The 25012-nt window shown below is 40.8% G+C and carries 18 protein-coding genes and 2 pseudogenes; 11 read left to right on the forward strand and 9 right to left on the reverse strand.

What is annotated here, in order from left to right; all coding sequences use genetic code 11:
• Positions 1–80 precede the first annotated feature (80 nt).
• A pseudogene (locus tag PGX00_RS10330) lies at positions 81–991 on the forward strand (LysR substrate-binding domain-containing protein).
• A 53-nt stretch (positions 992–1044) separates the two neighbouring features.
• Here PGX00_RS10330 and PGX00_RS10335 read toward each other — a convergent pair.
• Both PGX00_RS10335 and PGX00_RS10340 read right to left on the reverse strand, forming a co-directional pair.
• Entirely contained in the window at positions 1045–1245 is a 201-nt protein-coding gene (locus PGX00_RS10335) for a DUF4250 domain-containing protein (protein ID WP_272135902.1), read from the reverse strand.
• Between the two features lie 133 nt (positions 1246–1378).
• Positions 1379–2062, reverse strand: coding sequence for a hypothetical protein (locus PGX00_RS10340; protein ID WP_272135904.1), 684 nt, complete (start codon positions 2060–2062; stop codon positions 1379–1381).
• A 298-nt stretch (positions 2063–2360) separates the two neighbouring features.
• Between PGX00_RS10340 and PGX00_RS10345 the strand changes: the two genes are divergently transcribed.
• The 4 genes from PGX00_RS10345 (at position 2361) to PGX00_RS10360 (ending at position 7919) form a co-directional block, all read left to right on the forward strand.
• Positions 2361–4631 (forward strand): YgiQ family radical SAM protein, encoded by a 2271-nt coding sequence (locus PGX00_RS10345; protein WP_272135906.1) that lies wholly within the window; start codon positions 2361–2363, stop codon positions 4629–4631.
• Positions 4632–4800: 169 nt separating this feature from the next.
• Positions 4801–5763, forward strand: a complete 963-nt coding sequence (locus PGX00_RS10350) for an amino acid permease (protein WP_272135908.1) — start codon at positions 4801–4803, stop codon at positions 5761–5763.
• A gap of 553 nt (positions 5764–6316) precedes the next feature.
• Complete coding sequence (locus PGX00_RS23100) at positions 6317–7399, forward strand: hypothetical protein (RefSeq protein WP_272135910.1); 1083 nt, start codon at positions 6317–6319, stop codon at positions 7397–7399.
• A 52-nt stretch (positions 7400–7451) separates the two neighbouring features.
• Positions 7452–7919 (forward strand): GNAT family N-acetyltransferase, encoded by a 468-nt coding sequence (locus PGX00_RS10360; protein ID WP_272135912.1) that lies wholly within the window; start codon positions 7452–7454, stop codon positions 7917–7919.
• 37 nt (positions 7920–7956) lie between these two features.
• Here the strand turns inward: PGX00_RS10360 and PGX00_RS10365 are convergent, their stop codons facing one another.
• A complete protein-coding gene (locus PGX00_RS10365; RefSeq protein WP_272135914.1) occupies positions 7957–10452 on the reverse strand; it encodes a bifunctional diguanylate cyclase/phosphodiesterase in 2496 nt (831 codons plus the stop codon).
• Positions 10453–10557: 105 nt separating this feature from the next.
• Positions 10558–13038: a bifunctional diguanylate cyclase/phosphodiesterase gene (locus PGX00_RS10370; RefSeq protein WP_272135917.1), complete on the reverse strand. Its 2481-nt coding sequence runs from the start codon at positions 13036–13038 to the stop codon at positions 10558–10560.
• A 281-nt stretch (positions 13039–13319) separates the two neighbouring features.
• Between PGX00_RS10370 and PGX00_RS10375 the strand changes: the two are divergent.
• The 3 genes and pseudogenes from PGX00_RS10375 (at position 13320) to PGX00_RS10385 (ending at position 16539) form a co-directional block, all read left to right on the forward strand.
• A pseudogene (locus tag PGX00_RS10375) lies at positions 13320–14650 on the forward strand (aspartate aminotransferase family protein).
• 18 nt (positions 14651–14668) lie between these two features.
• Entirely contained in the window at positions 14669–15502 is an 834-nt protein-coding gene (locus PGX00_RS10380; RefSeq protein ID WP_272135919.1) for a BKACE family enzyme, read from the forward strand.
• 65 nt (positions 15503–15567) lie between these two features.
• A complete protein-coding gene (locus tag PGX00_RS10385; RefSeq protein WP_272135921.1) occupies positions 15568–16539 on the forward strand; it encodes a TAXI family TRAP transporter solute-binding subunit in 972 nt (323 codons plus the stop codon).
• Between the two features lie 69 nt (positions 16540–16608).
• On the opposite strand, the gene PGX00_RS10390 is transcribed toward PGX00_RS10385, so the two are convergent.
• Positions 16609–17502 carry a LysR substrate-binding domain-containing protein gene (locus tag PGX00_RS10390; protein ID WP_272135923.1) on the reverse strand — a complete coding sequence of 298 codons (894 nt, stop codon included), beginning with the start codon at positions 17500–17502 and terminating at the stop codon, positions 16609–16611.
• 139 nt (positions 17503–17641) lie between these two features.
• Between PGX00_RS10390 and PGX00_RS10395 the strand changes: the two genes are divergently transcribed.
• Positions 17642–18673, forward strand: a complete 1032-nt coding sequence (locus PGX00_RS10395; RefSeq protein ID WP_272135925.1) for a C45 family autoproteolytic acyltransferase/hydolase — start codon at positions 17642–17644, stop codon at positions 18671–18673.
• On the opposite strand, the gene PGX00_RS10400 is transcribed toward PGX00_RS10395, so the two are convergent.
• Together PGX00_RS10400 and gloA are read right to left on the reverse strand one after the other, a co-directional pair.
• Positions 18653–19753, reverse strand: coding sequence for an alkene reductase (locus tag PGX00_RS10400; protein WP_272135927.1), 1101 nt, complete (start codon positions 19751–19753; stop codon positions 18653–18655). The two genes, PGX00_RS10395 and PGX00_RS10400, sit on opposite strands and share 21 nt — an antisense overlap.
• A 17-nt stretch (positions 19754–19770) precedes the next feature.
• Positions 19771–20154: a lactoylglutathione lyase gene (gene gloA / locus PGX00_RS10405; protein ID WP_272135929.1), complete on the reverse strand. Its 384-nt coding sequence runs from the start codon at positions 20152–20154 to the stop codon at positions 19771–19773.
• A gap of 362 nt (positions 20155–20516) precedes the next feature.
• On the opposite strand from gloA, the gene PGX00_RS10410 reads away from it, so the two are divergent.
• Positions 20517–20993 carry a YehS family protein gene (locus PGX00_RS10410; protein WP_272135931.1) on the forward strand — a complete coding sequence of 159 codons (477 nt, stop codon included), beginning with the start codon at positions 20517–20519 and terminating at the stop codon, positions 20991–20993.
• A gap of 36 nt (positions 20994–21029) precedes the next feature.
• Positions 21030–22256, forward strand: coding sequence for a DEAD/DEAH box helicase (locus tag PGX00_RS10415; protein ID WP_272135933.1), 1227 nt, complete (start codon positions 21030–21032; stop codon positions 22254–22256).
• 54 nt (positions 22257–22310) lie between these two features.
• Here PGX00_RS10415 and mak read toward each other — a convergent pair whose 3' ends face one another.
• On the reverse strand, positions 22311–23219 hold the full coding sequence (gene mak, locus PGX00_RS10420) for a fructokinase (protein ID WP_272135935.1): 909 nt from the start codon (positions 23217–23219) through the stop codon (positions 22311–22313).
• 181 nt (positions 23220–23400) lie between these two features.
• Positions 23401–24921 carry an acetaldehyde dehydrogenase ExaC gene (exaC, locus tag PGX00_RS10425; RefSeq protein ID WP_272135937.1) on the reverse strand — a complete coding sequence of 507 codons (1521 nt, stop codon included), beginning with the start codon at positions 24919–24921 and terminating at the stop codon, positions 23401–23403.
• Positions 24922–25012: the final 91 nt, after the last annotated feature.

Below are 25012 nucleotides of genomic sequence, written 5' to 3' on the forward strand. Positions count from 1 at the left end.
TCTAGACGTTTACAAATAGAATTGGTTAGGTTAATTTATGAGCTCATTTAATGATAGCCCACATCATATGAAGAGAACTCATGATAGAACTCAAGCATTTACGCACTCTCGTATCGTTGCGGGACACAGGATCTCTCACCGCAACCGCTAGTTCCCTGCACCTTACTCAATCCGCACTCTCTCATCAGATTAAAGATCTTGAACTTAGGCTCGGTGGGCAGTTATTTCTTCGAAAAACACGACCGGTAAAGTTCACATCAGAGGGCAATATTTTATTGAAACTCGCTGATGAAATTCTTCATAAAATCGCCATTGCAGAAGGTAAAATCGCCAACCTAAAAGAAGATGTCAATGGACGTTTACATATGGCGATTGACTGTCACTCATGTTTTCAGTGGTTAATGCCTGCATTGAGAGAGTATCAATTAAGCTGGCCGAACGTAGGATTAGACTTTATTTCCGGCTTTGATTTTGAGCCGATTCCGGCCTTATTATCTGGCGAACTTGACCTCGTCATAACCTCAGACATACTGCCAAGATCCGATGTTCATTACGAACCATTATTTGATTTTGAGATGTGTTTAGTCACATCTACTCATCATCCGTTGGCAGACAAAGATTCCATACAACCTGAAGATTTTCTCGACCAAACCGTAATCACCTACCCTGTGCATAAAACTCGCTTGGATGTATATAAGCATTTTATGGCCCCTGCGGGGATTGAACCACTTAAATGGAAACAGTCAGATAATACTTTAATGCTTATCCAGATGGTGTCAGCGGGTCTTGGAGTGGCCGCGATACCAAACTGGGCCATTCACGAGTTCTCTAGGCAAGGACTCATTACGAGTAAGCCTTTGGGCAAAGGCCTATGGCGTAGACTCTTTGCTGCCACTCGTCAATCTGAACATGATCGAGCCTATCTCCAAGCTTTTTTAATACCGCAAGGTTACAATGTAAAAGCCACCTACAAGGCATTAAAATGCCTTAAACAAAAATGGGACAAACTGATGTTTATCCCATTTCTATTTAGATAAAGAGCCACTATCTTTCGTAAGATTTAAACTGATTAGTAAGAGGATCATATTGATAACCTAGGACATCTAATTTACCAATGAGGCTTTCAACATCCATTTCATACATAGTGACTAAGTCTTCAAAACTGTCACACTCTAACCTAAGCTTTTCGTTAACAATTCCTAAAAGAATATTGCTGTCTAAATGATTAACATTGCTTAAATCCATTGCCCTACTCCGTTTATGTGTTGCCTAAAACTAAGCTTAGTCTGATTAGTCAATATTTTACAACAACTCACACAGAATCTTACTTTTACGCTAAAAATGGAATGATACTAAAGCCGCAAATTTTGCTTCCACACTACGAAAGTAACAGTAGTGGATAAAGGCTAGCACTAGAGAGCAACAGTACCATTAACGTCATTGATAACTGGATCTTATTGATAGATTGACGAGTCATCATATGCAGAGGCCAAATCAACAAACCCACGATCAAAAGAGCCAAACCCAGCAATACTTCTGTTTGGAGGCTAAATAGTGCATTTTCATTCAATCCAATAACTTGCAAGGCCACTAAAATAGCCAATGCTATTCCGCTAACAATGCCTGTAATAGGTAATATTTTATGGAACGCATCTAAGCGTGAGCGTGCGATCAACAACAAAAGATTGGAAAAAATAGCCCCCAACAAACTCACATTGATTAACCAACTAACTAGCGCAGGAATAGACGGGAATATAAACAATTGGTTAACGACATAGGCCAATGCGAATCCATCAGCAATATAGAGCATCCAAATCGGCCCTTTATCGCGCGTCTTCTTCGTTTGTACCTTTGAAAAGAAATAGAACACTGGGGCTGCGACGATAAATGCAAACATATTAGTGCTCGCTATAGCAAGCCAAAGCACACCAATGGCGGGTAACAGTTTATGTACTCGGCCTCTTTGCCCAGGGCATATTTCACCTTTAGTAAGGACCAGAGTAAGAACAAGTTGCGTACCTAACAACATTGGTGCCAAAAGTAACAGTATTGGTTCAATCATGATTTATTCATCTATTTTTCAGAGCCGCGGATAATAACATAGAAATATAAAACTCCTAGCCTAGAACGGGCGTTCTGATATAATGCCTGCCAGCAAAATTAGTGGTTAAAAAACATACAGCGCAAGGCTACATAAAAAGATCACTGTAACTGGCAGCTGGTTAATTATATACGTAAAAGAACGTGTTAAATCGTTCGATATTCAGCCAACCAAATACGTTAAATTCTGCTATAATCCGCCGACTATTTTTCGGTTAACTATAAACCATCGCATTCTCAAATGAAGGTTACGTCATTTCATGATCCCATTACCAAAAACAGAGCTGTTCGAATATCCCAAATACTGGGCTGAATGCTACGGCACTGCACCATTTTTCCCTATGTCACAAAAAGAAATGGATGATTTAGGCTGGGATAGCTGCGATATCATTTTAGTCACTGGTGACGCCTACGTTGATCACCCCTCTTTTGGCATGGCCATTATAGGCCGAATGCTTGAAGCACAAGGCTTTAGAGTGGGTATTATTGCTCAACCAGATTGGCACTCAAAAGACGACTTTATGACATTAGGTCGACCGAATCTATTTTTCGGCGTAACAGCTGGAAACATGGATTCAATGATAAATCGCTATACGGCAGAGCGACGTATGAGACATGACGATGCGTACACTCCAAACAACGAAGGCGGAAAACGCCCTGATCGTGCCGTCACTGTTTATACTCAACGGTGCAAAGAAGCTTTTAAAGAAGTTCCCGTTGTTATTGGCGGTATTGAGGCTAGTTTACGCCGTATTGCCCACTATGATTACTGGTCTGATAAAGTACGTCGTAGCGTTCTATTTGACTCTAAAGCTGACATTCTTATTTACGGCAATGCTGAGCGTCCATTGGTAGAAGTGGCTCATCGTATAGCTAAGGGTGAAAGTGTAAAGAACATAACCAATATTCGTGGTACTGCATTTGCCGTCAAAACCGCTTTACCTGGCTGGCGTGGCATTGATTCTCGTAGCATTGATAGACCGGGAAAAATAGATCCTATTCCTAGTCCATATCAAGATATGACGCCGTCAAATTGTGATAAAGCTGATGAAGTCACTCCTTCTGGAGCGACCATTGTCACCAAATCTCCAAGTATTAATTCGGCTGACGTTACGAAAGAAGCCGTGCCAATAAAAATCAGTCAGTACCAAAATAAGTCTTGGGAAAATAAGATTAAGCCATGGGAAATGACTTACGTTAAGCTTCCATCCTATGAGCAAGTAAGTAATAACAAGACACTGTATGCCCATGCATCTCGAATATTTCACCAAGAAGTGAACCCAGCAAGTGCTCGTGCATTGGTTCAAACCCACGGAAATCGAATGATCTGGTTAAACCCACCAGCTCTACCATTATCTGAAAAAGAAATGGATGGTGTTTTCGCACTACCCTATGCCCGTGTGCCTCATCCAAGCTATGGTAATGCAAAAATCCCTGCTTACGACATGATAAAGACATCAATCAATATCATGAGAGGGTGCTTTGGCGGCTGTTCATTTTGTAGCATAACAGAACATGAAGGAAGAATAATTCAGTCGCGTTCTGAGCAATCAATCATTGATGAGATCGAAGATATACGCGACAAAGTACCTGGATTTACGGGTGTCATTTCAGATTTAGGTGGCCCTACAGCCAACATGTATCAGCTGCGTTGTAAAAGCGCAAAAGCAGAAGCGACATGTCGTCGTCCAAGTTGTGTTTGGCCGACTATCTGTGGGCATATGGATACAAACCACAAGCCAACCATCGATTTGTACCGTAGAGCACGTAAAGTAAAAGGTATTAAAAAAATACTCATCGCTTCTGGTGTACGCTACGATCTAGCAATCAAAGACCCAGAATATGTAAAAGAACTGGCGACTCACCATGTAGGCGGTTATTTGAAAATTGCGCCCGAACATACTGAGGAAGCGCCACTCGCTAAAATGATGAAGCCTGGAATGGGGTCATACAACGACTTCAAGCAGATGTTTGAGCATTATTCTAAACTTGCTGGCAAGAAACAGTATTTAATTCCATATTTCATATCTGCTCACCCCGGTACAACGGACATGGATATGGTTAACTTAGCATTGTGGTTAAAGCAGAATAATTTCAAGCTAGACCAAGTACAAAATTTCTATCCTTCTCCTTTGGCAAATGCAACGACTATCTACCATACCGAGATAGATTCCTTAAATAAAATTCGTAAAGAAAATGAAACCGTTCCGGTACCTAAAGGAACGATAAAACGACGCTTACACAAAGCTATCTTACGTTACCATGATCAGAATAACTGGGAGCTTATTCGAGAAGCACTCACTAAAATGGGCTTAGCCAAGAAGCTCATTGGTAGCGGTCCAGAATGCCTTGTGCCGCATGCGACTCGCGGTGAGAAAAACAATAACCACCGAAAAGGTAAGAACAATACCAATGGCAATAAAACGTCATATGGCCAAAAGCGTGGTGATAAAGGGTCACAAGGTAAGAGTAACCCTGGCTTAACCCGATTTAGTGGCAATCAGTTCAAAAAGCGTAAAAAGTCCGATTAACAATTAAAGCGCGCTATTAAATCTTCCAACTCAAAGCACTGAACATCTCAGTGCTTTTTTTAACTAAAAGTCGGCACTCTCGTTGGTTGTGATTGTTTTTATTGATATTCCTCGATTTGCAAACAAGCTATTGTTAAGCTCTAACCATATAACAGACTAGGATAGAAGCATGGCTAACGCGCAACTCAGTGTATTTCAAGGGGCAAACTTGCTCCTTTCAGCACTACTAGGATCGAGTATATTAATCGTGCCTGCTCTCGCTGCAACCGAAGCTGGGCTCTATTCTTTGCTTGGATGGTTCTTAATCATCTTAGTTATGATTCCCATTGTTGTCACCTTTACCGGTCTCGGTCGACAATATCCACATGAGGGTGGCACGGCACATTACGTTGGCCATGCCTTCGGTAAGACAGCATCCAAATCCATCGCTTGGTTGTACCTTGCCATCGCCCCGATTGGCCCCCCGGTCGTATTTATCACTGGTGCTAGCTATTTCAACCAGCTTATCGGCCGGCCAGAAATACCCCTATTACTGCTAGAGCTTATAATGCTGCTGCTCGTTATCGGCATTAATTTTGCTCGCTTAAAAACCTCCGCCCGTTTTCAGAGTCTCATATCTTGGGGGCTAATTATTACAATTCTTTTAGTGACGCTATTGAGCCTTGATCAAACCAATACACCAATCAATACGGTTGACGAGGTTCCTTTTTCAATCTCCAAGCTTGGTGCATCAATCGCGATTATGTTCTGGTCGTTTGTAGGTATCGAAGCCATTTGTCATGTCGCTAATGAATTTAAAAACCCGCAAAAAGATTTCCCCAAAGCTGTCGCTATTGGTGTCTCTGCCGCAGCCGCCCTTTATATCTGTGTAAGTTATGCCGTCATGGTGCACCATGCTTATGGTGACGAATCAAGCAATCTCAATTCTATAACCTATATTGCGGAAATAGCCCTAGGAGCGTTGGGCCACAAATTAGTCGCGCTACTCGGATTTCTTGGCTGTTTTTCCGCAGTAAATCTATACTTAATGAGTTTCGTACGTATGCTTTATAGCCTATTCGAAGACCAAGGAGAGCAGCACTTACTTCGGAAAAAAATTCAACTGGAACAGCCGTCGTCTCTCTGCTACTAGTCTCAACAAGCATTGCTTTCGTTCTTATCCTGCGCGACAACTTTGGATTCTCCTTTGAAAGACTCCTAAGCATCGCAAATGCAATGTTTGTCCTGATCTACCTCGCCGCTAGTATTACAGGCCTACGTTTATTAAACGGAAAGTCTCGGATCGCTGCGGGATTGGCTAGCATTTTCTGTCTGATTATTTTCCTATATACTGGTATTTCAGGTCTTATCTCAAGCGCCATTTTATGTTTTCTATTTGTCATCTTCAGCCTAAAAAAGCCTAACCGCGAGATGACATGGGAAAGCCAAAAATGAAGGTTATAAACCAAGGTCTAGCTCCATTCACCTTTAATTTTACCCCTACAACCCTAGTCTGTTATAAATAATGCTGTTCGGTTAAGGTCATTTAATCCTGTAATCCAGACGAAAACCGACGTCATCCCCATGAAAATGGGGATCTAGTACAGCCAAGATTCCCGTTTTCACGGGAATGACGAAGTATTTAGCACTAACCGATCGGCATTTAGTCTGTTATAAAAGGCTTTTATTCTGAACTGACAATTACTATGCATATCTGTTTTTCCATTACTTCTCATGGTTTTGGCCATGGTGCTATTTCTTGCTCGGTGATAAATCAAGTCATTAAGATATTTCCAAATTGCAAAATAACAGTGTTAAGTAAATTGCCTGCCAGCTATCTAAAAAGTCGTATTCAGGGAAAGTATGAACACATCTCGATTGGCCATGATTTTGGCATGCTTATGCATTCACCAATCAAGGTTGATGTAGAAGAAAGCAGCAACAACTACTTGCAGCTACTTAAGGATTGGGACAATTGTGTTGAGTCTGAAAGGCGTTGTCTTGCCGTTATCAAACCGGATCTCTTAATTAGTAACATTTCTCCTATATCACTGGCAGCTGCAAAATCACTTGGCCTCAAAACGGCTTCAGTTGCTCCTTTCAATTGGGCTCAAATTTATCAAGCTTATTGTCTGGATGAGCAGAGCCCACAGAGTAAGCTGGTGCACCAAAAGATGAACGATGTCTATTTAAACGTGGACTATATCTTTAAGCCAATGCCTAATGTGCCTGATATCAATCACGATGAAATCAATATTGCCAGTATTGCCAGTCAACCAGAGGAGACTCCATTAAACTTGTTAACAGCCAACAAGCTCGATATTAAAAGAAATATCTTATTTGCCCTTGGTGGGTTTCCGATGCCGATTAAGTTGTCTCAATTACCAGAAATAGATGGTTGGCAGTGGTTGGTAGATCAAAAGGTTTCTGTACAGCGTACCGATTTGCGTCATTTCGCTGACTTATCACTCTCTTTTTTGCAATTACTGGCCGCCAGCGATGTGGTTATCACCAAACCGGGATATGGCAGTTACTGTGAGATTGCCACTTTGGCAAAACATAAAAAGGTGAGAGTTCTAAGCCTAACGCGCCCTGACTGGCCCGAAACGCCATACTTAAACGCCTTTTTAAAGGAGCGAGTTCCTTTTATGGAGATTGAGTTGAGTGACTTAGAAGACAACAAGCTTGCAACGTTTATTCATAAGCTATGTGAGTTACCTTATCCTGATACCTTACCCTGTAGAGATGGTGCTGAGCATATGGTCTATCATTTACAAAGAGAGTTTTAACACTAAACAGCCAAGCTAAACCTTACATGTACAATGAAGTGGGTAGGTAAAAATGAAACAGAGCATCTTTAAGTTGGACATAAGTCAGATGTCCGACACGGATATATTCGGTTTGCGTATGGCTATTAATAACGCATTCTCTGAGTATGAAGAATTTATTGGTAAACCATATTTACGTTTTGAATCCCACGACCACTTTATCCAAAACCTGTCTGATGAAGATAATCACTTTTTAGTCATTAAACGGCTAGATAAGTTCATTGGAGGGGTTTGTTTTCGTACACCTTCCCCCGACTCAGACACCCTTTATTTCGGAATGCTTTGGGTTGCGCCAAACGAGAGAAGCAAGGGACTTGCCTCTTTACTGATTCAAATTATGGAAAAGGAAGCAAAGCAACGGAATAAAAAAGGCCTATTAATCAAACTATTCAAGATCCCAAAACTAATTCATTACTATCAAGAACTGGGATTCAACTTTATTGATGGTAATAAAGCTGGCCCGATGGTTAAGTATTTTTAGCTCGCACAATCAAAACTCGTAGAGTGCTTAATTACTACTAGGCACTTACTTGCCCTACTTCCCTCGAAGCGAGCTTATCAATTGGTAAAGGACGATCAAAGTAGTAACCCTGAACCAAGTTACAACCGTATGAGACCAACCTTACATGCTGCTCTTTGGTTTCGACCCCTTCAGCGACAACCTGTAAGTCACAAGAAGCACCTATCGCGATAATCGCTTTGATTAGCGTACTGCTCTGGTCACTTACCAAAATTTTATCTACAAAGCAGCGGTCAATTTTTATCTCGGTAATTGGAAGGTTATTTAAATAACTGAGGGAAGAGTATCCCGTTCCGAAGTCATCCAAAGAGATACCAAAACCCAAATTACGTAAATGATGCAAAATGGGAGTAACTTTATCCACATCATCGATAAGAACATTTTCGGTGATCTCTAAAGTAATTCTGTTGACAGAGATACCTACCTCATCAACAATCGCCAGTATCTCCCCAACAAAATCTTGAGCCATCAACTGTATGGGCGAAATATTAATCGAAACATCAATGCATTCAGTACCATTTGGCGAAATAGTAAGTATATCTTCGCAAGCACGACGAAACACAAAATGGCCAATTTCGTCGATTACACCAATACGTTCCGCGACGGCAATAAATTTTACCGTTGGAACCATACCAAGCCTTTCATTGCTCCAACGAGCTAGTGCTTCGACACTGACAAGCTTTTCATTCTTAACATCAATTTGAGGCTGATAAAGTACAGATATTTCATTTTTATAAACGGCTCGACGAAGTTCCTCTTCCACCATGTAATCATACTGAATTTGTTCATTAATGGTGTGATTAAAAAACATCACTTCGCCTTTGTGAATCGCCTTTGATTTATACAAAACAATATCTGCTTTCCGAATCAAAGATTCCGCATCATCACTATCGGAGGGGTACATACTGACACCAATACTGCAATTGGTGACCAAAATTTTTCCATCGATAACAAACTGGTCGTCAAACACCTGTCTAATCGATTTAATGATATCCCTAGCATGTTCAGCGCTTCTTAACTCAGGAAAACAAAAAATAAATTCATCTCCTCCAAAGCGAGAAACGGTATCCATTGGTCCTAAAATAGTTTCGAATTTTCGGCTAATAAGTTCTAATAATTTGTCTCCAGACGAATGTCCGTAAAGATCATTTACCTTTTTAAAGTCATCTAAATCAACAAAAACAACCGCCAGTTCAGTTTTGTTTTTCTTCGCTAGTTCAATTCCTTGGGAAATATCTTCTAATAACAATACTCGATTAGGCAACCCTGTGAGTGCATCATGTAAGGCCATGTATTGCATTCTATCTTTAGCGCTTTCTAACTCGTGGAAGTCGTTACTTATCCGCGATTGAAACTTACCAAATCTACTGGCTATCATATTACTTAATATTAGCGACATTGCCGTAACCAGCATTGTCAGAACTGCGCTAAGGCTAGTGATTTTTACGAACTCCTGGTGATTTTGCTCCTCTAAAACAATCTGTTTTTGTACTAAATATTCCTCAAAATCATCAGCATAAAAGCCCGTACCAACGATCCACTCCCATTTATTTATACTCTTTACGAAGCTGACTTTTTCTTTCGTTTGGTTGCTTCCATAATTCACCGGAATGTCAAATTGAAGAAAGCCGCCTTCATTTTTCGACTCATATGTCATGCTATTTAAATCTAGTCTAGCTCCCATACTGATATCAGCTATATTAAGGCCAACATAACGATCATCCCTATGTGATAGAATTTTTCCATTCCGGTCCAAAACAAAAAGAAAACCTCGCTCGTCATAACCGTAATCGTTAATCCAATCCAACACTTTTTTCTTTACATCACTTTCGACATCAGAGAGATACTCACCAGTACCTATCATCCAATTATAAGGTTCAAATCGTTTACCAAAACCCACTTTCTCAAATTCTTTATTCTTATCTTCCCCTGGTTTTGGATACCACCATTGATAAAAAGCTTCACCTTTCTGCTCTACTAATTGGATATGCTCTCTTAGAATATACGTGCCCCGAATATCTTGGCTATTCCAGGCAGATTTACCTTCTATCTCCGGACGTAAACCATGCATGACATTTGTGCCATCCATCTGAAAAATAAAAAAATACCCCCTACCTTCAAAAAAGCGTATAGGCCTAAGTGCTTCAGCAATTAAACTTGTAATTTCTGACTGAGATCTATCCGGGTTTGTTTGGTATATATTCATAGCAATAGCATGAGCCTCTTCAACTCTTTGCTGTGCTTGCTCTTTTAGAATTTTGCGGGTCTGAGTTTGCTGATAAAGGATTTCATTTACTACGAGGTTAACGTGTTGACGAATACTATCTTTTTGACGATCAACAACTTCATCTCTGAGGGAATCAATACTTTGTTGGGCTTTTTCACGATTATCTTTAAGAACGACAAAATTTATGCCTAGTGCAAATATCACAATTAACACCACGGGGGCGTATCGAATAAGTCTAAGCAGTTTTATGTCGTTAAGTAGGGACATATGAATCCATTCTAAGTTTCTAAGTTTCTAAGTTTCTAAGTTTCTAAGTTTCTAAGTAATTATAGACAATCTTCAACATATGAACTTTTTATCGCATTAAACTCTCTACTTGCTAACATAAAGCAGCTTTTGTATCTCCATTGGTTTATAAAAATAATAACCTTGCACCAAGGTACAATCGTACTCTTTCAACCTTTGATACTGAGCAGCTTCTTCAACACCTTCAGCCACAACAACCAAGCCGCAGGTATGACCAATCGCCAAAATAGCTTTTATTAACGAATCACTTTGTTCGCTCACTAACATTTTATCGACAAATGTTCGATCAACCTTAATTTCTGTTACGGGTAAATTATTTAGGTAGCTTAACGAAGAAAAACCCGTACCAAAATCATCTAACGATATACCAAAGCCTAAATCCCTTAACTCTTGCAAGATAGGTAATGCAGACTCCTGATCTTCAAGTAAAACATTTTCGGTGATTTCAATCGTGATACGTTCAATGTCTATTGAAGAATCAATTACCGTACTATAAAAGTCGTCAGCGAAACTAAGCAGTTTTAACTGTGACGGTGAGATATTAACCGACAACTTTATTGCGTTATCTCCATTCGGAGAATAAGAAAGAACATCGGCGCAAGCTGTTTTCAAAACAAACTGACCAATATCGTGAATGACGTCAATATCTTCCGCTACTGAAATAAACTCTTCCGGCGATACTTGCCCAAGCTTTGCATTCTTCCAACGACAGAGTGCTTCAACGCCAACGACTTTTTCCGAACCAATTGAAATTTGAGGTTGATAAACGACACTAATTTCATTTCTTTTGAGTGCACCTCGCAATTGCTCTTCCATCAAAAAGTCGTACTCGAGCTTAGCTGCTAGTGTCGAATCAAAATACACTACCGTTCCGTTGCCATTACTTTTCGCCTTATATAATGCTATGTCAGCATTAGTAATTAATTCCTCTGCTGAAACCGCATCATATGGATATGTCGCAACGCCTATCGTGGCACTAATGTGAAATTTCTTTTGTTCTACGGGTATTCTGTCAAGAAAAATCTCTTGTATTAACGAGACTCGCTCTTCAATCTCTGATCTCGTTCCAACGTTAGGCAAACAGAAAATAAACTCATCTCCGCCAAAACGTGACACCGTATCTTCCTTATCCAGTATCAACTCAAATTTCCGACTTAAAATGGCGAGTAGCTTGTCTCCTGTGGCATGGCCATATTGGTCATTTATCTTTTTAAAACCATCTAGGCCAATCAAAATAATGGCCAGTGACGATCCTTTATCGTCCGACTCAATTATTTGTTGTTTTACCGTGTGATTAAACTGAATTCGATTCGGTAAATCTGTCAACGAATCATACAAGGCTAAGTGTTGCATCTTGTCTTTGGTTTTATTGAGCTCGGTAAAATCGTGATTAATTTTTGCCTGAAAGTTTCTAAACCGGGAAGAGACTTTGCCACTTAAAAATGCCGCGAAAAAAGACATCACAGAAGCCAGAAGAAAACTAAATAGAACTAACTTAATCAACTCTTCTCTGTTTTGTTTTAAAATAACCTGCTCTTTTTCTGCGAAATACGCATCAAATTCGGAAATATAAAACCCAGTGCCTATGGTCCATTGCCACTTATCAAACCAACGTACGTAACTCATCTTGTCGGCACGCTCAACATTTGGTGGTTTAAAAATCGAATTATAGCGAGCGAATCCGCCCCCTAATTGAGCAATGTCTAACATCTCTTTAATGTAATATTTATTGTTTTCATCTTTAAGGTCTATGCCTTGAAAACCTCTAAGATTTTTGTCTTGATGGGCGATGATGTTGCCATCAGATTCGATTACAAATATATAGCCACTATTTCCATACCTAATTTCAGATATCCAAGCCAACAAACGTTTTTGAACATCTTTTTCGAAATCAACAACATATTCGCCAGTACCAATGAACCAGTTTAAAGGCTCAAATTTCTTCACAAAACCAATTTTATCGTGGTCATTTATTAAGTCTTGCGGCTTATAAAACCACCAGCGATGGTACCCTTCATTACTATCATTAACGATGGCAGCAAGGTCTTGAATAATAGGAGCACTGCGACTATCTAACATTTCCCAACGGTCACTTCCTTCCATATGTGGTAAGTGCGGCAGCAAAACATTGGTGCCATCCATCTTATATATAAAAAAATACCCTCTTCCATCATTAAAACGGATATCCCTTAAAGCGGTTGTAATTTGCTTCGATATTTCAGCGTCTGATTTACCCGGATTTTCTCGATAGATAGCCTGAGCAATGTCATAGGCTTCATAAACTCGCTGTTTGATTTGAATTTTTAGAGCTTTTTCTGTCTGCTGTTTTTCATAAGTAAGTTGCTGATAAACACTATCGACTTCTTGTTGAATCCTAATTTTTTGTTGGGCGAGAACATCCGACCGAAGAGACTGTAAATTCTCTTCAGATTCAACTCGATTATCATGAAACATGATTCCAATAATCATCAAAGTCGCTAAACTGATGATAAGGACAGGTAGTATCCTTATAAACCTTAGCAATTTCTTATCATTTATCGGTTCCATTACCACTTCTTATGACTAAATCCCTATGTAGTTATTTTTATTATAGTTTAATAAATTAATCTGACACGTTGACATAGCCCCAGTCTTTGAGAACAATTGTAAGAATTGATAACTAACTCACTTAAATAACCGTTATTCCTGACAAAAATCCAGACCATCATCTTTTTTCATTAACCCATTCCATTCACTCATGCCGGATAACTTTAATTCAATTGAATACCGCTAAATTTTCGGCAAACTAACCGAAGAGACATCAAAGGACAAATCACAAGGAAAGCGGAATGAGCAATGTATTCCATAGGCACTGTCACGGAAAACTTCCATCCATCTCTAACGGTGATGGCATATATCTTTACGATACGGAAGGCAAACAATATTTAGATGGCTGCGGTGGGGCCGCCGTGTCAAATCTGGGTCACAATCACCAAGCCGTCAAAGCCGCAATGAAGAGCCAACTCGATGCCATTCCTTATGCTCATACTGGTTTTTTCACTAGTGAGGTTTGTGAAGAATTAGCTCGCGTGATTTGCGATATTGCGCCCGAACCACTTAATCATATTTACTTTGTTAGCGGTGGCTCTGAAGCCGTAGAATCAGCACTTAAAATGGCTCGTCAGTATTTTGTAGAAAAAGGCCAAACAAGTAAAAATCAATTTATCGCACGACGTCAAAGTTACCATGGCAATACATTAGGAGCACTGTCAGTAGGAGGCAACGAGTGGAGACGCGAACCATTTAGACCTCTTCTTAATGACGTTCATCATATAAACCCATGCTACGCGTATCGTGATCAGGCATCTAACGAAACAGAGCAAGATTATTCACTGCGGGTTGCCAATGAGCTTGAAAGCAAAATTTTGGAAATTGGTGCAGAGAACATAATGGCCTTTGTCGCCGAACCAGTTGTAGGCGCGACTTCTGGAGCCGTCCCTGCAACGAGCGGTTACTTCAAACGAGTACGGCAAATTTGCGACAAATATGACGTATTATTGATATTAGATGAAGTGATGTGCGGGATAGGACGTACTGGTACCTTCTTCGCGTTTGAACAAGACCAAATCATTCCTGATCTTGTCACTATGGCAAAAGGGTTGGGAGCGGGATATCAACCTATTGGCGCGGTTGTCGCAAGTGATGATATCTATGACACCATCGCCAATGGCAGTGGTTTTTTTCAGCATGGTCATACTTTTATGGGGCACCCCATGGCGTGTGCTGCAGCCTTAGCGACAATTAAAACCATCATAAATGATCAACTATTAGACAAAGTGTCCAATTTAGGGAGCCAGCTAAGGGAAAAACTAGAACAAGCTCTGTTGCCCTTACCTTACGTAGGCGATATCCGCGGTAGAGGCCTTTTTTTAGCTATCGAGTTAGTTGCTAACAAGAATGAAAAAAACCATTACCTGTTTCCAGCCAAGCTCACAAAATAATCAAGCAGACCGCGATGAAAAATGGATTAATGTGTTATCCAATGGCCGGTACCATTGACGGGATAAACGGCCACCATATATTAATCGCCCCACCGTTTATTATCGAAGAATCGCAACTTGATGAACTAGTCGATAAACTTAAAAGATCGATATTAGAAGCCGCATCCGCATGGAGCTAACTCGGGAAATAGAAGTTAATGATTGAAGCCGATAAAAATAAAATTGCCATTATCGTTGCCCCTAACGGTGCGAGAAAAACTCAGCATGATCACCCTGCTCTTCCCGTTACTGTAGATCAGATAGTTGCTGATGTAGTTGCCTGCCGAGACGCTGGTGCCGCCATGGTTCATTTACATGCAAGAGATAGCGACGGCAAGCACTCATTAGCCATTGACGATAACATCAAGGTAATGAATGGAGTTACCGAAGCAGTAGGTGACAGCATTATCGTTCAGTTAACGACCGAAGCGATTGGAATGTATACACCCGCGCAACAGATGGAGCTAATTAAACATACTCAACCTGAAGCCGCATCATTTGGCTTAAAAGAACTTATTCCAGATGACAGCTATTTAGCAGAAGCTGAACGTTTTTTCCACTGGGTAGCCGATACCGGCATGATTGCACAATATATCCTTTATAGTGTAGAAGATGTCGCACGTTATTTTTCGTTGATTAAAAGCTGTGTGCTGCCTAATAAAAATCACCATGTGTTATTGGTGTTAGGGCGATACCATAAAACCTTACAATCATCACCAAGGGATTTAATACCGTTTCTCACTGACGAACTATTAGATAACAAACATCGGTGGTCTGTATGTGCTTTTGGCATACAGGAGCAAAAGTGTTTAATTAATGCTATGATTCTAGGCGCTGATGTCCGAGTAGGATTCGAAAATAATCATCTTAATAATCTTGGACTTATCGCAAAAAATAATGCCCAACAAGTTGATAACATTAAGGAGCTAACAGATTTGCTTGGAATAAACAGGCATAATGCGCTCAGTTATCGCAAAGCGTTAACAAATTAGTCGCCGTTTTGGCGACTTGTTAACTTAGTTAGATGGATAAATTAATACACATAAAAGGAATTAATATGTCTCGATTAAAGACCCTATTAACAGCTACAACTACAACAGTGCTTTTTGGTGCTGCATTTGCTGCTAGCGCTGCAGATCAATTCGTTACAATTGGTACTGGTGGCGTAACTGGGGTGTACTACCCAACCGGTGGTGCAATTTGTCGCCTCGTAAATAAATCTAAGAAAGAACACGGTATTCGTTGTTCTGTAGAAAGTACTGGCGGCTCAATCTATAACGTTAATACTATCCGAGCTGGTGAGCTTGACCTTGGTATTGCTCAATCTGACTGGCAGTATCACGCTTACAACGGTACAAGCAAGTTTGCAGACGCGGGTCCATTCAAAGAACTTCGCGCAGTATTCTCTATCCACCCTGAACCGTTCACTGTTGTCGCTCGTGCTGATGCAGGAATCAATTCTTTTGAAGACCTAAAAGGCAAACGAGTTAACATCGGTAACCCAGGTTCAGGTCAACGCGGTACAATGGAAGTACTGATGGAAAGATACGGCTGGACAGCAGACGACTTTAAATTGGCTTCTGAGCTAAAAGCTTCTGAGCAATCTAAAGCACTTTGTGACAATAAAATTGATGCAATGGTATACGTTGTAGGTCATCCAAGTGGTGCAATCAAAGAAGCGACAACTTCTTGTGACAGCACAATCGTTTCTGTAAATGGCGAAAAAGTTGATGCGCTTCTAGCGGATAACAGCTTCTATCGTACTGCAACTGTACCAGGTGGCATGTATAAAGGTAACGATGCTGATGTTATGACATTTGGTGTTGGTGCAACGTTTGTTTCTTCAACATCTGTTCCTGATGAAGTTGTTTACGCAATAGTGAAATCTGTATTCGAAAACTTCGATACATTTAAGAAACTTCACCCAGCGTTCGCAAACCTGAAAAAAGAAGAAATGATCAAAGACGGTCTTTCTGCACCTCTTCACCCTGGCGCAGTAAAATACTATAAAGAAGCCGGTCTTCTTTAATAGTTAACACTTCAAAAATAGACTAATGAAAAATGCCTAACATCTCTGTTAGGCATTTTTTTCAACAGACTAAATTCCCAAATTTACCTTAAGCCACTGATTGAATGCATATATTTTTCTCGAAGAAAGCTTATAACTTGGCACGTGCACATAGTATCCGTAACTCGTTTGCATAGAAAAACCAAACGGATTAACTAATTGCCCTTTTTCTATTAATGACCTCACCATAAAATCAGGAAGTAATGCTACCCCAACAGATTCTCTAACTGCTTCTAGTGACATATAGAAATGCTCAAATGCCACGTTATGATATTTAACAGAAAAAGAGAGGTTTTGTTGTCTTTTAAACTGTTCCCATAAATGTGGTCGTGTCACATGAGGTAATAAAGTCAGGCGTTGCATATCTTCTATCGAATGTATACCTTCATCGCTTAATAGCTTAGGAGAAGCCACTAGGACTAAGTTTTCTTTTTGTAACAGTGTGGCATTCTCGTAGTGCTTCGATATAGGCAAGCAACGAATCATCATTTCGGTATCTGCATCCATCTTTTTAATCAGCCCATCACCCGTTTTTATTCTGAGCCGAATGTTTTCATTCTGCTGATTAAAAGATTCGATTTTTGGTATTAACCATAGGCTAGCAAATGATGGCGTAACGTTAATAGTGAGGACTTCTTCTACCTGATCAGTTTGTATCAAGCTTGCTGTAGCATGTTGAATTATTTCCAACGCTTCAGCAACCAGAGGTAGATAACGTTTCCCCGCATTAGACAACTCAATACCGTTCATATGGCGCTGAAAAAGAGGTTGTCCTAACTGTTGCTCCAAACTAGATATCTGTTTACTTACAGCACCTTGTGTAACAGACAGTTCTATCGCCGCTTTCGAAAAACTCATATTATTGGCTACCGCGATAAATGTTCTTAACGCCTTTATCGAAGGGAGTTCACTTGCTTTTAGCATGATTTTTCGTCGTCCAGTTATTAGCAGATTTCAAGATTATTCTTATTGCTCATAGACTTCAAAGTTCTTTTGCTACTTTCTCTATTTTTTTACAATTCAATGGAGTAGAATTAGTGAAAATTTCAACGAAGAGAAGCGTATGCGAATTATCACCTTTGAAGGAAAGCCTTATCAGCTCGGCTATGTACTAGGAAAGCAAGCTAAAACAGTTTTTTCTCGCTATATCATCAGCAGCCACCACTTTACCAAGCTGCTTCCGTGGCGAGAAAGTGATTGGTTAAACTCTATCGACAAACAAATTCAACAACACTTTCCAAGAATATATAATGAGTTACAAGGGTTAGCAGATGGATGTGAACAAGATTATAAAGATATTTTGCTCTGGAACTGTCGAGGTGATTTACTCCCAACAGGCCCCGAAGGTTGCACGTCGATAGCGGTGCGAAAAACCGATAGATCTATTATTGCCCACAATGAAGATGGCGATCCAAATCTGCGCGGCCACTGTTTTTTGTTGGACGCTAGGCTAGACAACGATATACGTATATTTTCTTTCGCTTATCCTGGGTCGATTCCTGGCCATACTATATGCGCAAATAGCCATGGTTTAGTCTATACGGTAAATAATATTCGCTTGTCTGAACAGGGTAGCGGCTTACCTAGGATGGTGGTCTCTCGAGCGTTACTCGAAACAACAAACAGCTCTGAATTTGTTGATTTACTTAAAAAGCACCAGCGTTCCGGTGGATTCCATTACACGGTTGCTGATACGCAAACTCAACAACCATTAAGTGTTGAAGCTCCTTTTCAATCGGTATCTGTGAACAAAGCCAATCCTATATCTGTTCATGCCAATCATTTAGTTCATACCGAACTCGAAAATATTAAACAAAACATTACTGAATCGTCACAGTGTAGACAGAACAGAATGGAAGTATTAACTCAACAACTTTCTGGTTCAATTGATGAAAAGAAATGCTTTGAAATACTGCAAGACATAGAAGCAGACGCTCTACCTATTTTCAGAACCGAACCCGATGACCCAGACGAAGAAAACACCCTTGCTACGGGTGTTTTCACTTTGAGCGATAATAGCGTTGAAATACAAATCTATAGTATGGAAGATTTCAACAACCCATTACAGCAAACCTTAAGCTTGGCTGTAATCTGAGTAGTCGGTCAGACCTTCTTCAGCACCGCCAAACAAGGTATTGGGGTTGTGCTGTGCTAATGGGTAACCATTTTTAATACGATTTGGCAGATCAGGGTTAGCGACAAATGGACGGCCAAAACCGATCATATCGCTCACTCCATCTACAATCGCTTGGGCACCTTTTTCATCATTATAACGACCAGCGTAGATCAAAACCCCGTCATAAGCTTCGCGGACAGCTGGTTTAAATTCTTTTGGTGTTTCTGGTGCATCATCCCAATCTACTTCAGCGATGTGAATGTAAACAACGTTTAACGTATTAAGTAATGCCGCTGCTGCCGTATACGTTTCTACCGGTGTCGCATCCACTGTGCCATTTAGTGAAGTAAACGGTGCGAGTCTAACACCGACACGGTCAGCACCAATAGCGTCGACCATTGCACTCACAACATCACCAAGAAAACGCAATCGGTTTTCGATAGAACCACCGTATTCATCTGTACGGTTATTGGCTTCAGAATCAATAAACTGATTTATTAAATAACCATTAGCTGCGTGTAATTCAATACCATCAAACCCCGCTTCAATTGCATTTAAGGCCGCTTGGCGATACTCACGAACAACGTGTTGAATGTCGTCTTTCGTCATTTCTCGTGGCTCCACGACATCAACGAAACCCGGCTCTCCCGTGCCGTTATCGACAAACACTTTAACGTTTTCAGCTTTAAGAGCGGAAGATGAGATAGGCTGTTCTCCACCAATATTATCAGGGTGTGTCACTCGACCAACATGCCAAAGCTGAGCAAAAATGCTCCCACCCTTTCCATGCACTGCATCCGTTGTTTTCTTCCAACCTAAGATCTGTTCTGGCGTATATATACCGGGAGTCCAAGCGTAGCCCTGTCCCATTGCTGAAATTTGAGTACCTTCTGCAATGATAAGACCTGCTGATGCTCGCTGAGCATAATATTCCGCCATAATATCATTGGCCACATTGCCAGGTTGGCTCGCTCGCGAACGTGTCATCGGAGGCATGACGATGCGATTTTTTAGTGAAAGCTTACCAAGTTTTATGGGTTGAAATAGTGCATTGTTCATTTTTATATTCCTCTAAATTAGCGAACTTGGATTAATTCTATTTGGTAGCCATCTGGGTCAGTGATAAAGGCAATATGTGTATCCCCACCTTTAACTGGACCTGGTTGACGAGTCACATTGCCACCGAGTACTTTAATATTGTCACAAGCCGTATAAATGTCTTCAACACCTAACGCAAGGTGACCAAAAGCATTACCCAAATCGTACTGGTTAGTATCCCAGTTATAAGTCAATTCAATCGTTGTGCCATCTGCTTGGTTTTCATATCCAACAAAAACTAAGGTATACCTATATTCATTATTCTCTGTTCTATCAAGCACTTTCATACCAAGTACATTCGTATAAAAATCGATTGAACGATCAAGATCGGTCACTCTTAACATGGTGTGTAACAATTTCATAAGCCGCCTCAGCGAACACGCTACCAAACTTTAAATCAATCAGTAAAAGCAACGTGTTTATTAGTAGATTATTTCGTTAAGGGTAATATACAAGGTGAACACGTGAACTTAAAATTATCAATTATTATTAAAATAATAATTTTAAGTTATAGTTAAAAGAGGAAAGATAATTATCAGGTTCGAGAAAGCGCCTACCAATGAGTTTATGCCTACATTTAGTTTGATTTCTCTTCATTAACCATCAGGTATTAGTCGTGCATACAGAGTGTATTGGCTAAGCCTAGTGTGTTAAAGTGCGCGCAATTAAACTTAGGCATCACATTTTCTGGTTGCTTAGTACCCATTACGAATTAGGAACTATTATGACTAATAACGATATTTTACGCCGTATACGCTACGCCTTTGACTTTAAAGACTCACAGATGATTGCCATTTTCGCAGCCGCTGATCAGACAGTAACTCGTGCTCAAATCAGTGACTGGTTAAAAAAAGAAGAAGATCCAAGCTTCAAAAAAATGGTTGATACTGAATTGGCTCTTTTCTTAAACGGCTTAATCAACACCAAACGTGGCAAGCGCGAAGGCGAGCAACCTGCTCCAGAAAAACGCTTAACTAACAATATGATTTTCATGAAACTTCGCATCGCATTAAACATGAAAGCAGAAGATATTTTAGAAACAATGGAAATCGCAAACTTTATTATGAGCAAGCACGAATTGAGCTCATTTTTCCGCAAGCCAGACAACAAGCACTACCGCGAATGTAAAGACCAAATATTACGTAACTTCTTAATGGGTCTACAACGTAAACTTCGTCCAGAAGACACTAACGAAGGTTAATTTCTTTCGTTGTTATTATAAAAGAAGAGCACTTTAATGCCATTTTCTAAACTACCGCTGAGTTCTGATGTATTGTCTGCCTTACCTGAGGACATTACATCACCTAAGGAAATACAAACCCTAGCTATCCCAGTGATAATGAGCAATAAAGATCTTCTCGCATTGGCACAAACTGGCAGTGGAAAAACATTGGCTTACGGGTTAGCCCTTATAGAAAGAGCCAAGGCTAATCGCTTAGCGACACAGGCGGTTATCTTAGCCCCAACCCGTGAACTTGCTGCCCAAATCAATACGGCTATCTCATCCATCTCTCACCAAGTCGATATAAACACCATCTGTCTTTCAGGAGGGATTGAAAAAAAGACTCAAATTGACGAGTTAGCCAACAAACCTGAAATTGTCGTTGCAACACCGGGCCGACTGCTTGAACTGATTCGCGAAGGCTCGATAGAACTCAGCGATATACACACGGTTATCTTAGATGAAGTCGATAGGCTTTTAGATATGGGCTTTTGGGGTGATATACAAACCATCTTGGAACGATTGCCAGCTCAACGTCAAACCGCCATGTTCTCAGCCACTTTGCATAAAGATTTAGAAAACAAGGTAAATAAACTGCTTAATCAACCTACCCGCGTTCAAGCCCACGCGAGCAATAGCATTGTTGAACAGATTGAAGAGTCACTCTATTTGGTCAACAAAGGAAGTAAAACTAATGTTTTAATCCGGCAAATTAAGCAAAATGACTGGCAACAAGTGTTAGTTTTTATTGGCGCAAAAGACAATGCCGATTCTTTAACTAAAAAGTTAAACAAAGCAAATATCTCAACAGCGGCTCTGCACGGTAATAAAAGTCAGATCGAACGAGAAGAGACGCTAACGCAATTTAAACAAAAGAAGGTAAAAGTACTCATTGCCACCGATCTACTTGCTCGCGGTATTCATATTGATCATCTCCCCATTGTGATAAATTTTGAGTTACCACCTAGCCCGGAAGTATATGTACATCGAATTGGGCGTACCGCAAGGGCAGGAAAACAAGGTAGTGCTATTTCTTTAGTCTGCCATGCAGAAAGTGACTATTTAAATGCTATTCGTCAGTTTACTCGTCGTGAATTACCACTCAGTCAATTAGAAGACTTTCCTGTTACTGACCAACCATCCACTGGTGAAAGTAAACGTGCGCCGAGAGACAAAAAAGCCAATCGACGCACAATTAACAAGAAGAGCGTTAAGCAGTTTCAGGGGAAAAAGAAACCTTAACCTGTTTTCTAATAGTGGCAACTTTCGGTTAGCGAACGTTTTCTGTTAGTAAAACTATTCTACAGGCCATAACCATGCCGCACCACGTACGCCACTAGAATCGCCATGAATCGCAGCCTTGATAGGTGTATGGCACTCTCCTCCAAAGGTATATTTCGGTATTATCTTCGGAACATTGCTGTAGAGTCGGCTAATATTGCAAACACCACCAGCCAAAACAACAACATCAGGGTCAAGTAAATTCACCACACTCGCGATCGATTTTGCTAGGCGGCGTTCATAAGCTTCTAGCGTTAATAATGCGGTCTCATCCCCATTGTCAGCCAAGTCAGAAATCTCTTGCCCTTTCAGTAAATTGCCCGTTCTGCGTTCATAATCCGCACATAGTCCCGTACCCGAAACAAACTGTTCAATACAGCCGTGTTGACCACAATAACAAGGTGTTGCATCTGCAAAAGCACGTTCTTCAGCATCTTGCCAAGGCATAGGATTGTGCCCCCACTCGCCACCAATTCCATTACCTCCCGCATGCGGAACACCATTCACAACGATACCCGCACCAGCACCAGTACCAAGAATTACGGCTAAAACCATTTTATACCCGGCTCCAGCACCATCGGTGGCTTCCGATACGGCCATACAATTTGCGTCATTAGCGACACGAACTTCTCGTCCAAGCATGATCGTAAGGTCGACATCGAGTGGTTTCCCGTTCAGCCAGACAGAATTCGCGTTTTTTACCTTTTGCGAGTACGGAGAGATAGTCCCAGGGATACCAAGCCCAACGGTGCCCATTTGCCCTGTTGCCTCTTCTGCATCTAGCACCAAGCCTTTAATCGCTTGAAGTGTATCGGGATAAGAACCTTTTGGAGTATCTACTCGTTTTCTAAATAGCTCTTCACCTTTATCAGAAAGAGCAATAACTTCGATTTTCGTACCACCTAAATCTATCCCAATGCGCATACTAATTTCCTTGTTGGTTTTACGTTATTGATGGGAAATGGAAAAATATTGTGGCGTATTTAGAAGATAGAATCTGTGCGGGTGGTCATGGCGTTAGAGAATTATTAATAAGGTTATAAATGAAAATAGAAACGCGCAATAAAGGGAAATAGGCAGCAAAAGCTGCCTATTAACAGGAGAGCTAAAAGAACCCTAGAGGATTGACGTCATAACTGACTAATAGGTTTTTCGTGTTTTGGTAGTGATCCAACATCATTTTGTGTGTCTCTCTACCGATACCCGATTTTTTATATCCTCCAAAAGCCGCATGCGCTGGATAAGCGTGGTAACAGTTTATCCAAATGCGGCCTGCCTCGATATTACGTCCCATACGGTACGCAAGATTTTGGTCGCGGGTCCATAGCCCTGCTCCTAGCCCATATTCTGTATCATTTGCGATAGCAAGTGCTTCCGCTTCATCCTTAAAGGTTGTAATTGCGATAACCGGTCCAAAAATTTCTTCTTGGAATACACGCATTTTATTGTGTCCTTTAAGCAACGTTGGTTGAATGTAGTAACCCTCATTCAGACCCTCTCCTTGCTTGGCAACCTCACCACCAACCAATACTTGAGCCCCTTCTTGGCGGCCTATTTCTAAATAACTCAGTATTTTATCAAATTGTTCTTGCGAGGCTTGTGCTCCCACCTGTGTATTCACATCAAGTGGGTCACCTTGCTGAATGTTTTTCGCTCGCTCGACCACTTTTGCAATAAATTTCTCATATATCGACTCTTGTATCAGTACGCGAGACGGACAAGTACACACCTCTCCCTGATTAAAGAAACCTAACAGCATACCTTCGATACATTTATCCAGATATTCATCTTCATAATTAAAAATATCTTCAAAGTAGACGTTTGGTGATTTACCACCTAACTCGACTGTTGATGGGATTAAATTCTCTGCCGCACATTTTAGAATATGCTGACCAACCTGAGTCGAACCAGTAAAAGCAAGTTTGGCAATTCTGGTACTTGTCGCGAGTGCTTGACCCGCTTCACTGCCATAACCATTTACAACATTCAAGACGCCGGGCGGGATTAAATGACCAATTTTCTCCATCAGAACCAAAATAGAAACGGGCGTTTGCTCCGCGGGTTTTAAAACAATACAACATCCTGCCGCAAGTGCTGGTGCTAACTTCCAAGCCGCCATCAACATTGGGAAGTTCCATGGGATAATTTGCCCAACCACGCCAACAGGTTCTGGGAAATGGTAAGCGGCTGTATTAGCGTCTAGCTCGGCAGCACTACCTTCTTGCGCACGAACACAGCCAGCATAGTAACGAAAATGATCCACAACTAAAGGTAAATCTGCATTTAATGTTTCTCGAACTGGCTTCCCGTTTTCCCATGTTTCTGCAACAGCAAGTTCTTCCAAATTCTGTTCGATGACATCTGCTATTCGTAGCAGAATATTAGAGCGTTCACCGACACTCGTCGCCCCCCAAGCTTCTCTTGCTTTGTGAGCAGCATCGAGCGCCAAGTTAACATCCGCTTCACTCGAACGTGCAACCTGACAATACTCTTTTCCGGTTACCGGAGACAAATTTTTAAAGTACTGACCGCTTACTGGTTTTACCCATTCGCCACCAATGTAGTTATCATAAGTCGATTTAAAGTTAACAACAGAGCCTTCCGTTCCTGGCTGAGCATAGATCATAGGTTCTTCCTTCCTTTAGATACATTTCGTTTGTCATTTCGTTGTTTTGATGTGCTCTATTTTTGTTTGAGCACTAACTTATGTAACGCAA

Origin of the sequence: Vibrio algarum, assembly GCF_028204155.1 — a bacterium.
Lineage (GTDB): Bacteria > Pseudomonadota > Gammaproteobacteria > Enterobacterales > Vibrionaceae > Vibrio > Vibrio algarum.

What these genes read in the sequence shown, in the direction of transcription:
- PGX00_RS10335 (WP_272135902.1), bottom strand. Translation starts at nt 1,245, where the DNA reads ATGGATTTAAGCAATGTTAATCATTTAGACAGCAATATTCTTTTAGGA.
- PGX00_RS10340 (WP_272135904.1), bottom strand. Translation starts at nt 2,062, where the DNA reads ATGATTGAACCAATACTGTTACTTTTGGCACCAATGTTGTTAGGTACG.
- PGX00_RS10345 (WP_272135906.1), top strand. Translation starts at nt 2,361, where the DNA reads ATGATCCCATTACCAAAAACAGAGCTGTTCGAATATCCCAAATACTGG.
- PGX00_RS10350 (WP_272135908.1), top strand. Translation starts at nt 4,801, where the DNA reads ATGGCTAACGCGCAACTCAGTGTATTTCAAGGGGCAAACTTGCTCCTT.
- PGX00_RS23100 (WP_272135910.1), top strand. Translation starts at nt 6,317, where the DNA reads ATGCATATCTGTTTTTCCATTACTTCTCATGGTTTTGGCCATGGTGCT.
- PGX00_RS10360 (WP_272135912.1), top strand. Translation starts at nt 7,452, where the DNA reads ATGAAACAGAGCATCTTTAAGTTGGACATAAGTCAGATGTCCGACACG.
- PGX00_RS10365 (WP_272135914.1), bottom strand. Translation starts at nt 10,452, where the DNA reads ATGTCCCTACTTAACGACATAAAACTGCTTAGACTTATTCGATACGCC.
- PGX00_RS10370 (WP_272135917.1), bottom strand. Translation starts at nt 13,038, where the DNA reads ATGGAACCGATAAATGATAAGAAATTGCTAAGGTTTATAAGGATACTA.
- PGX00_RS10380 (WP_272135919.1), top strand. Translation starts at nt 14,669, where the DNA reads ATGATTGAAGCCGATAAAAATAAAATTGCCATTATCGTTGCCCCTAAC.
- PGX00_RS10385 (WP_272135921.1), top strand. Translation starts at nt 15,568, where the DNA reads ATGTCTCGATTAAAGACCCTATTAACAGCTACAACTACAACAGTGCTT.
- PGX00_RS10390 (WP_272135923.1), bottom strand. Translation starts at nt 17,502, where the DNA reads ATGCTAAAAGCAAGTGAACTCCCTTCGATAAAGGCGTTAAGAACATTT.
- PGX00_RS10395 (WP_272135925.1), top strand. Translation starts at nt 17,642, where the DNA reads ATGCGAATTATCACCTTTGAAGGAAAGCCTTATCAGCTCGGCTATGTA.
- PGX00_RS10400 (WP_272135927.1), bottom strand. Translation starts at nt 19,753, where the DNA reads ATGAACAATGCACTATTTCAACCCATAAAACTTGGTAAGCTTTCACTA.
- gloA (WP_272135929.1), bottom strand. Translation starts at nt 20,154, where the DNA reads ATGAAATTGTTACACACCATGTTAAGAGTGACCGATCTTGATCGTTCA.
- PGX00_RS10410 (WP_272135931.1), top strand. Translation starts at nt 20,517, where the DNA reads ATGACTAATAACGATATTTTACGCCGTATACGCTACGCCTTTGACTTT.
- PGX00_RS10415 (WP_272135933.1), top strand. Translation starts at nt 21,030, where the DNA reads ATGCCATTTTCTAAACTACCGCTGAGTTCTGATGTATTGTCTGCCTTA.
- mak (WP_272135935.1), bottom strand. Translation starts at nt 23,219, where the DNA reads ATGCGCATTGGGATAGATTTAGGTGGTACGAAAATCGAAGTTATTGCT.
- exaC (WP_272135937.1), bottom strand. Translation starts at nt 24,921, where the DNA reads ATGATCTATGCTCAGCCAGGAACGGAAGGCTCTGTTGTTAACTTTAAA.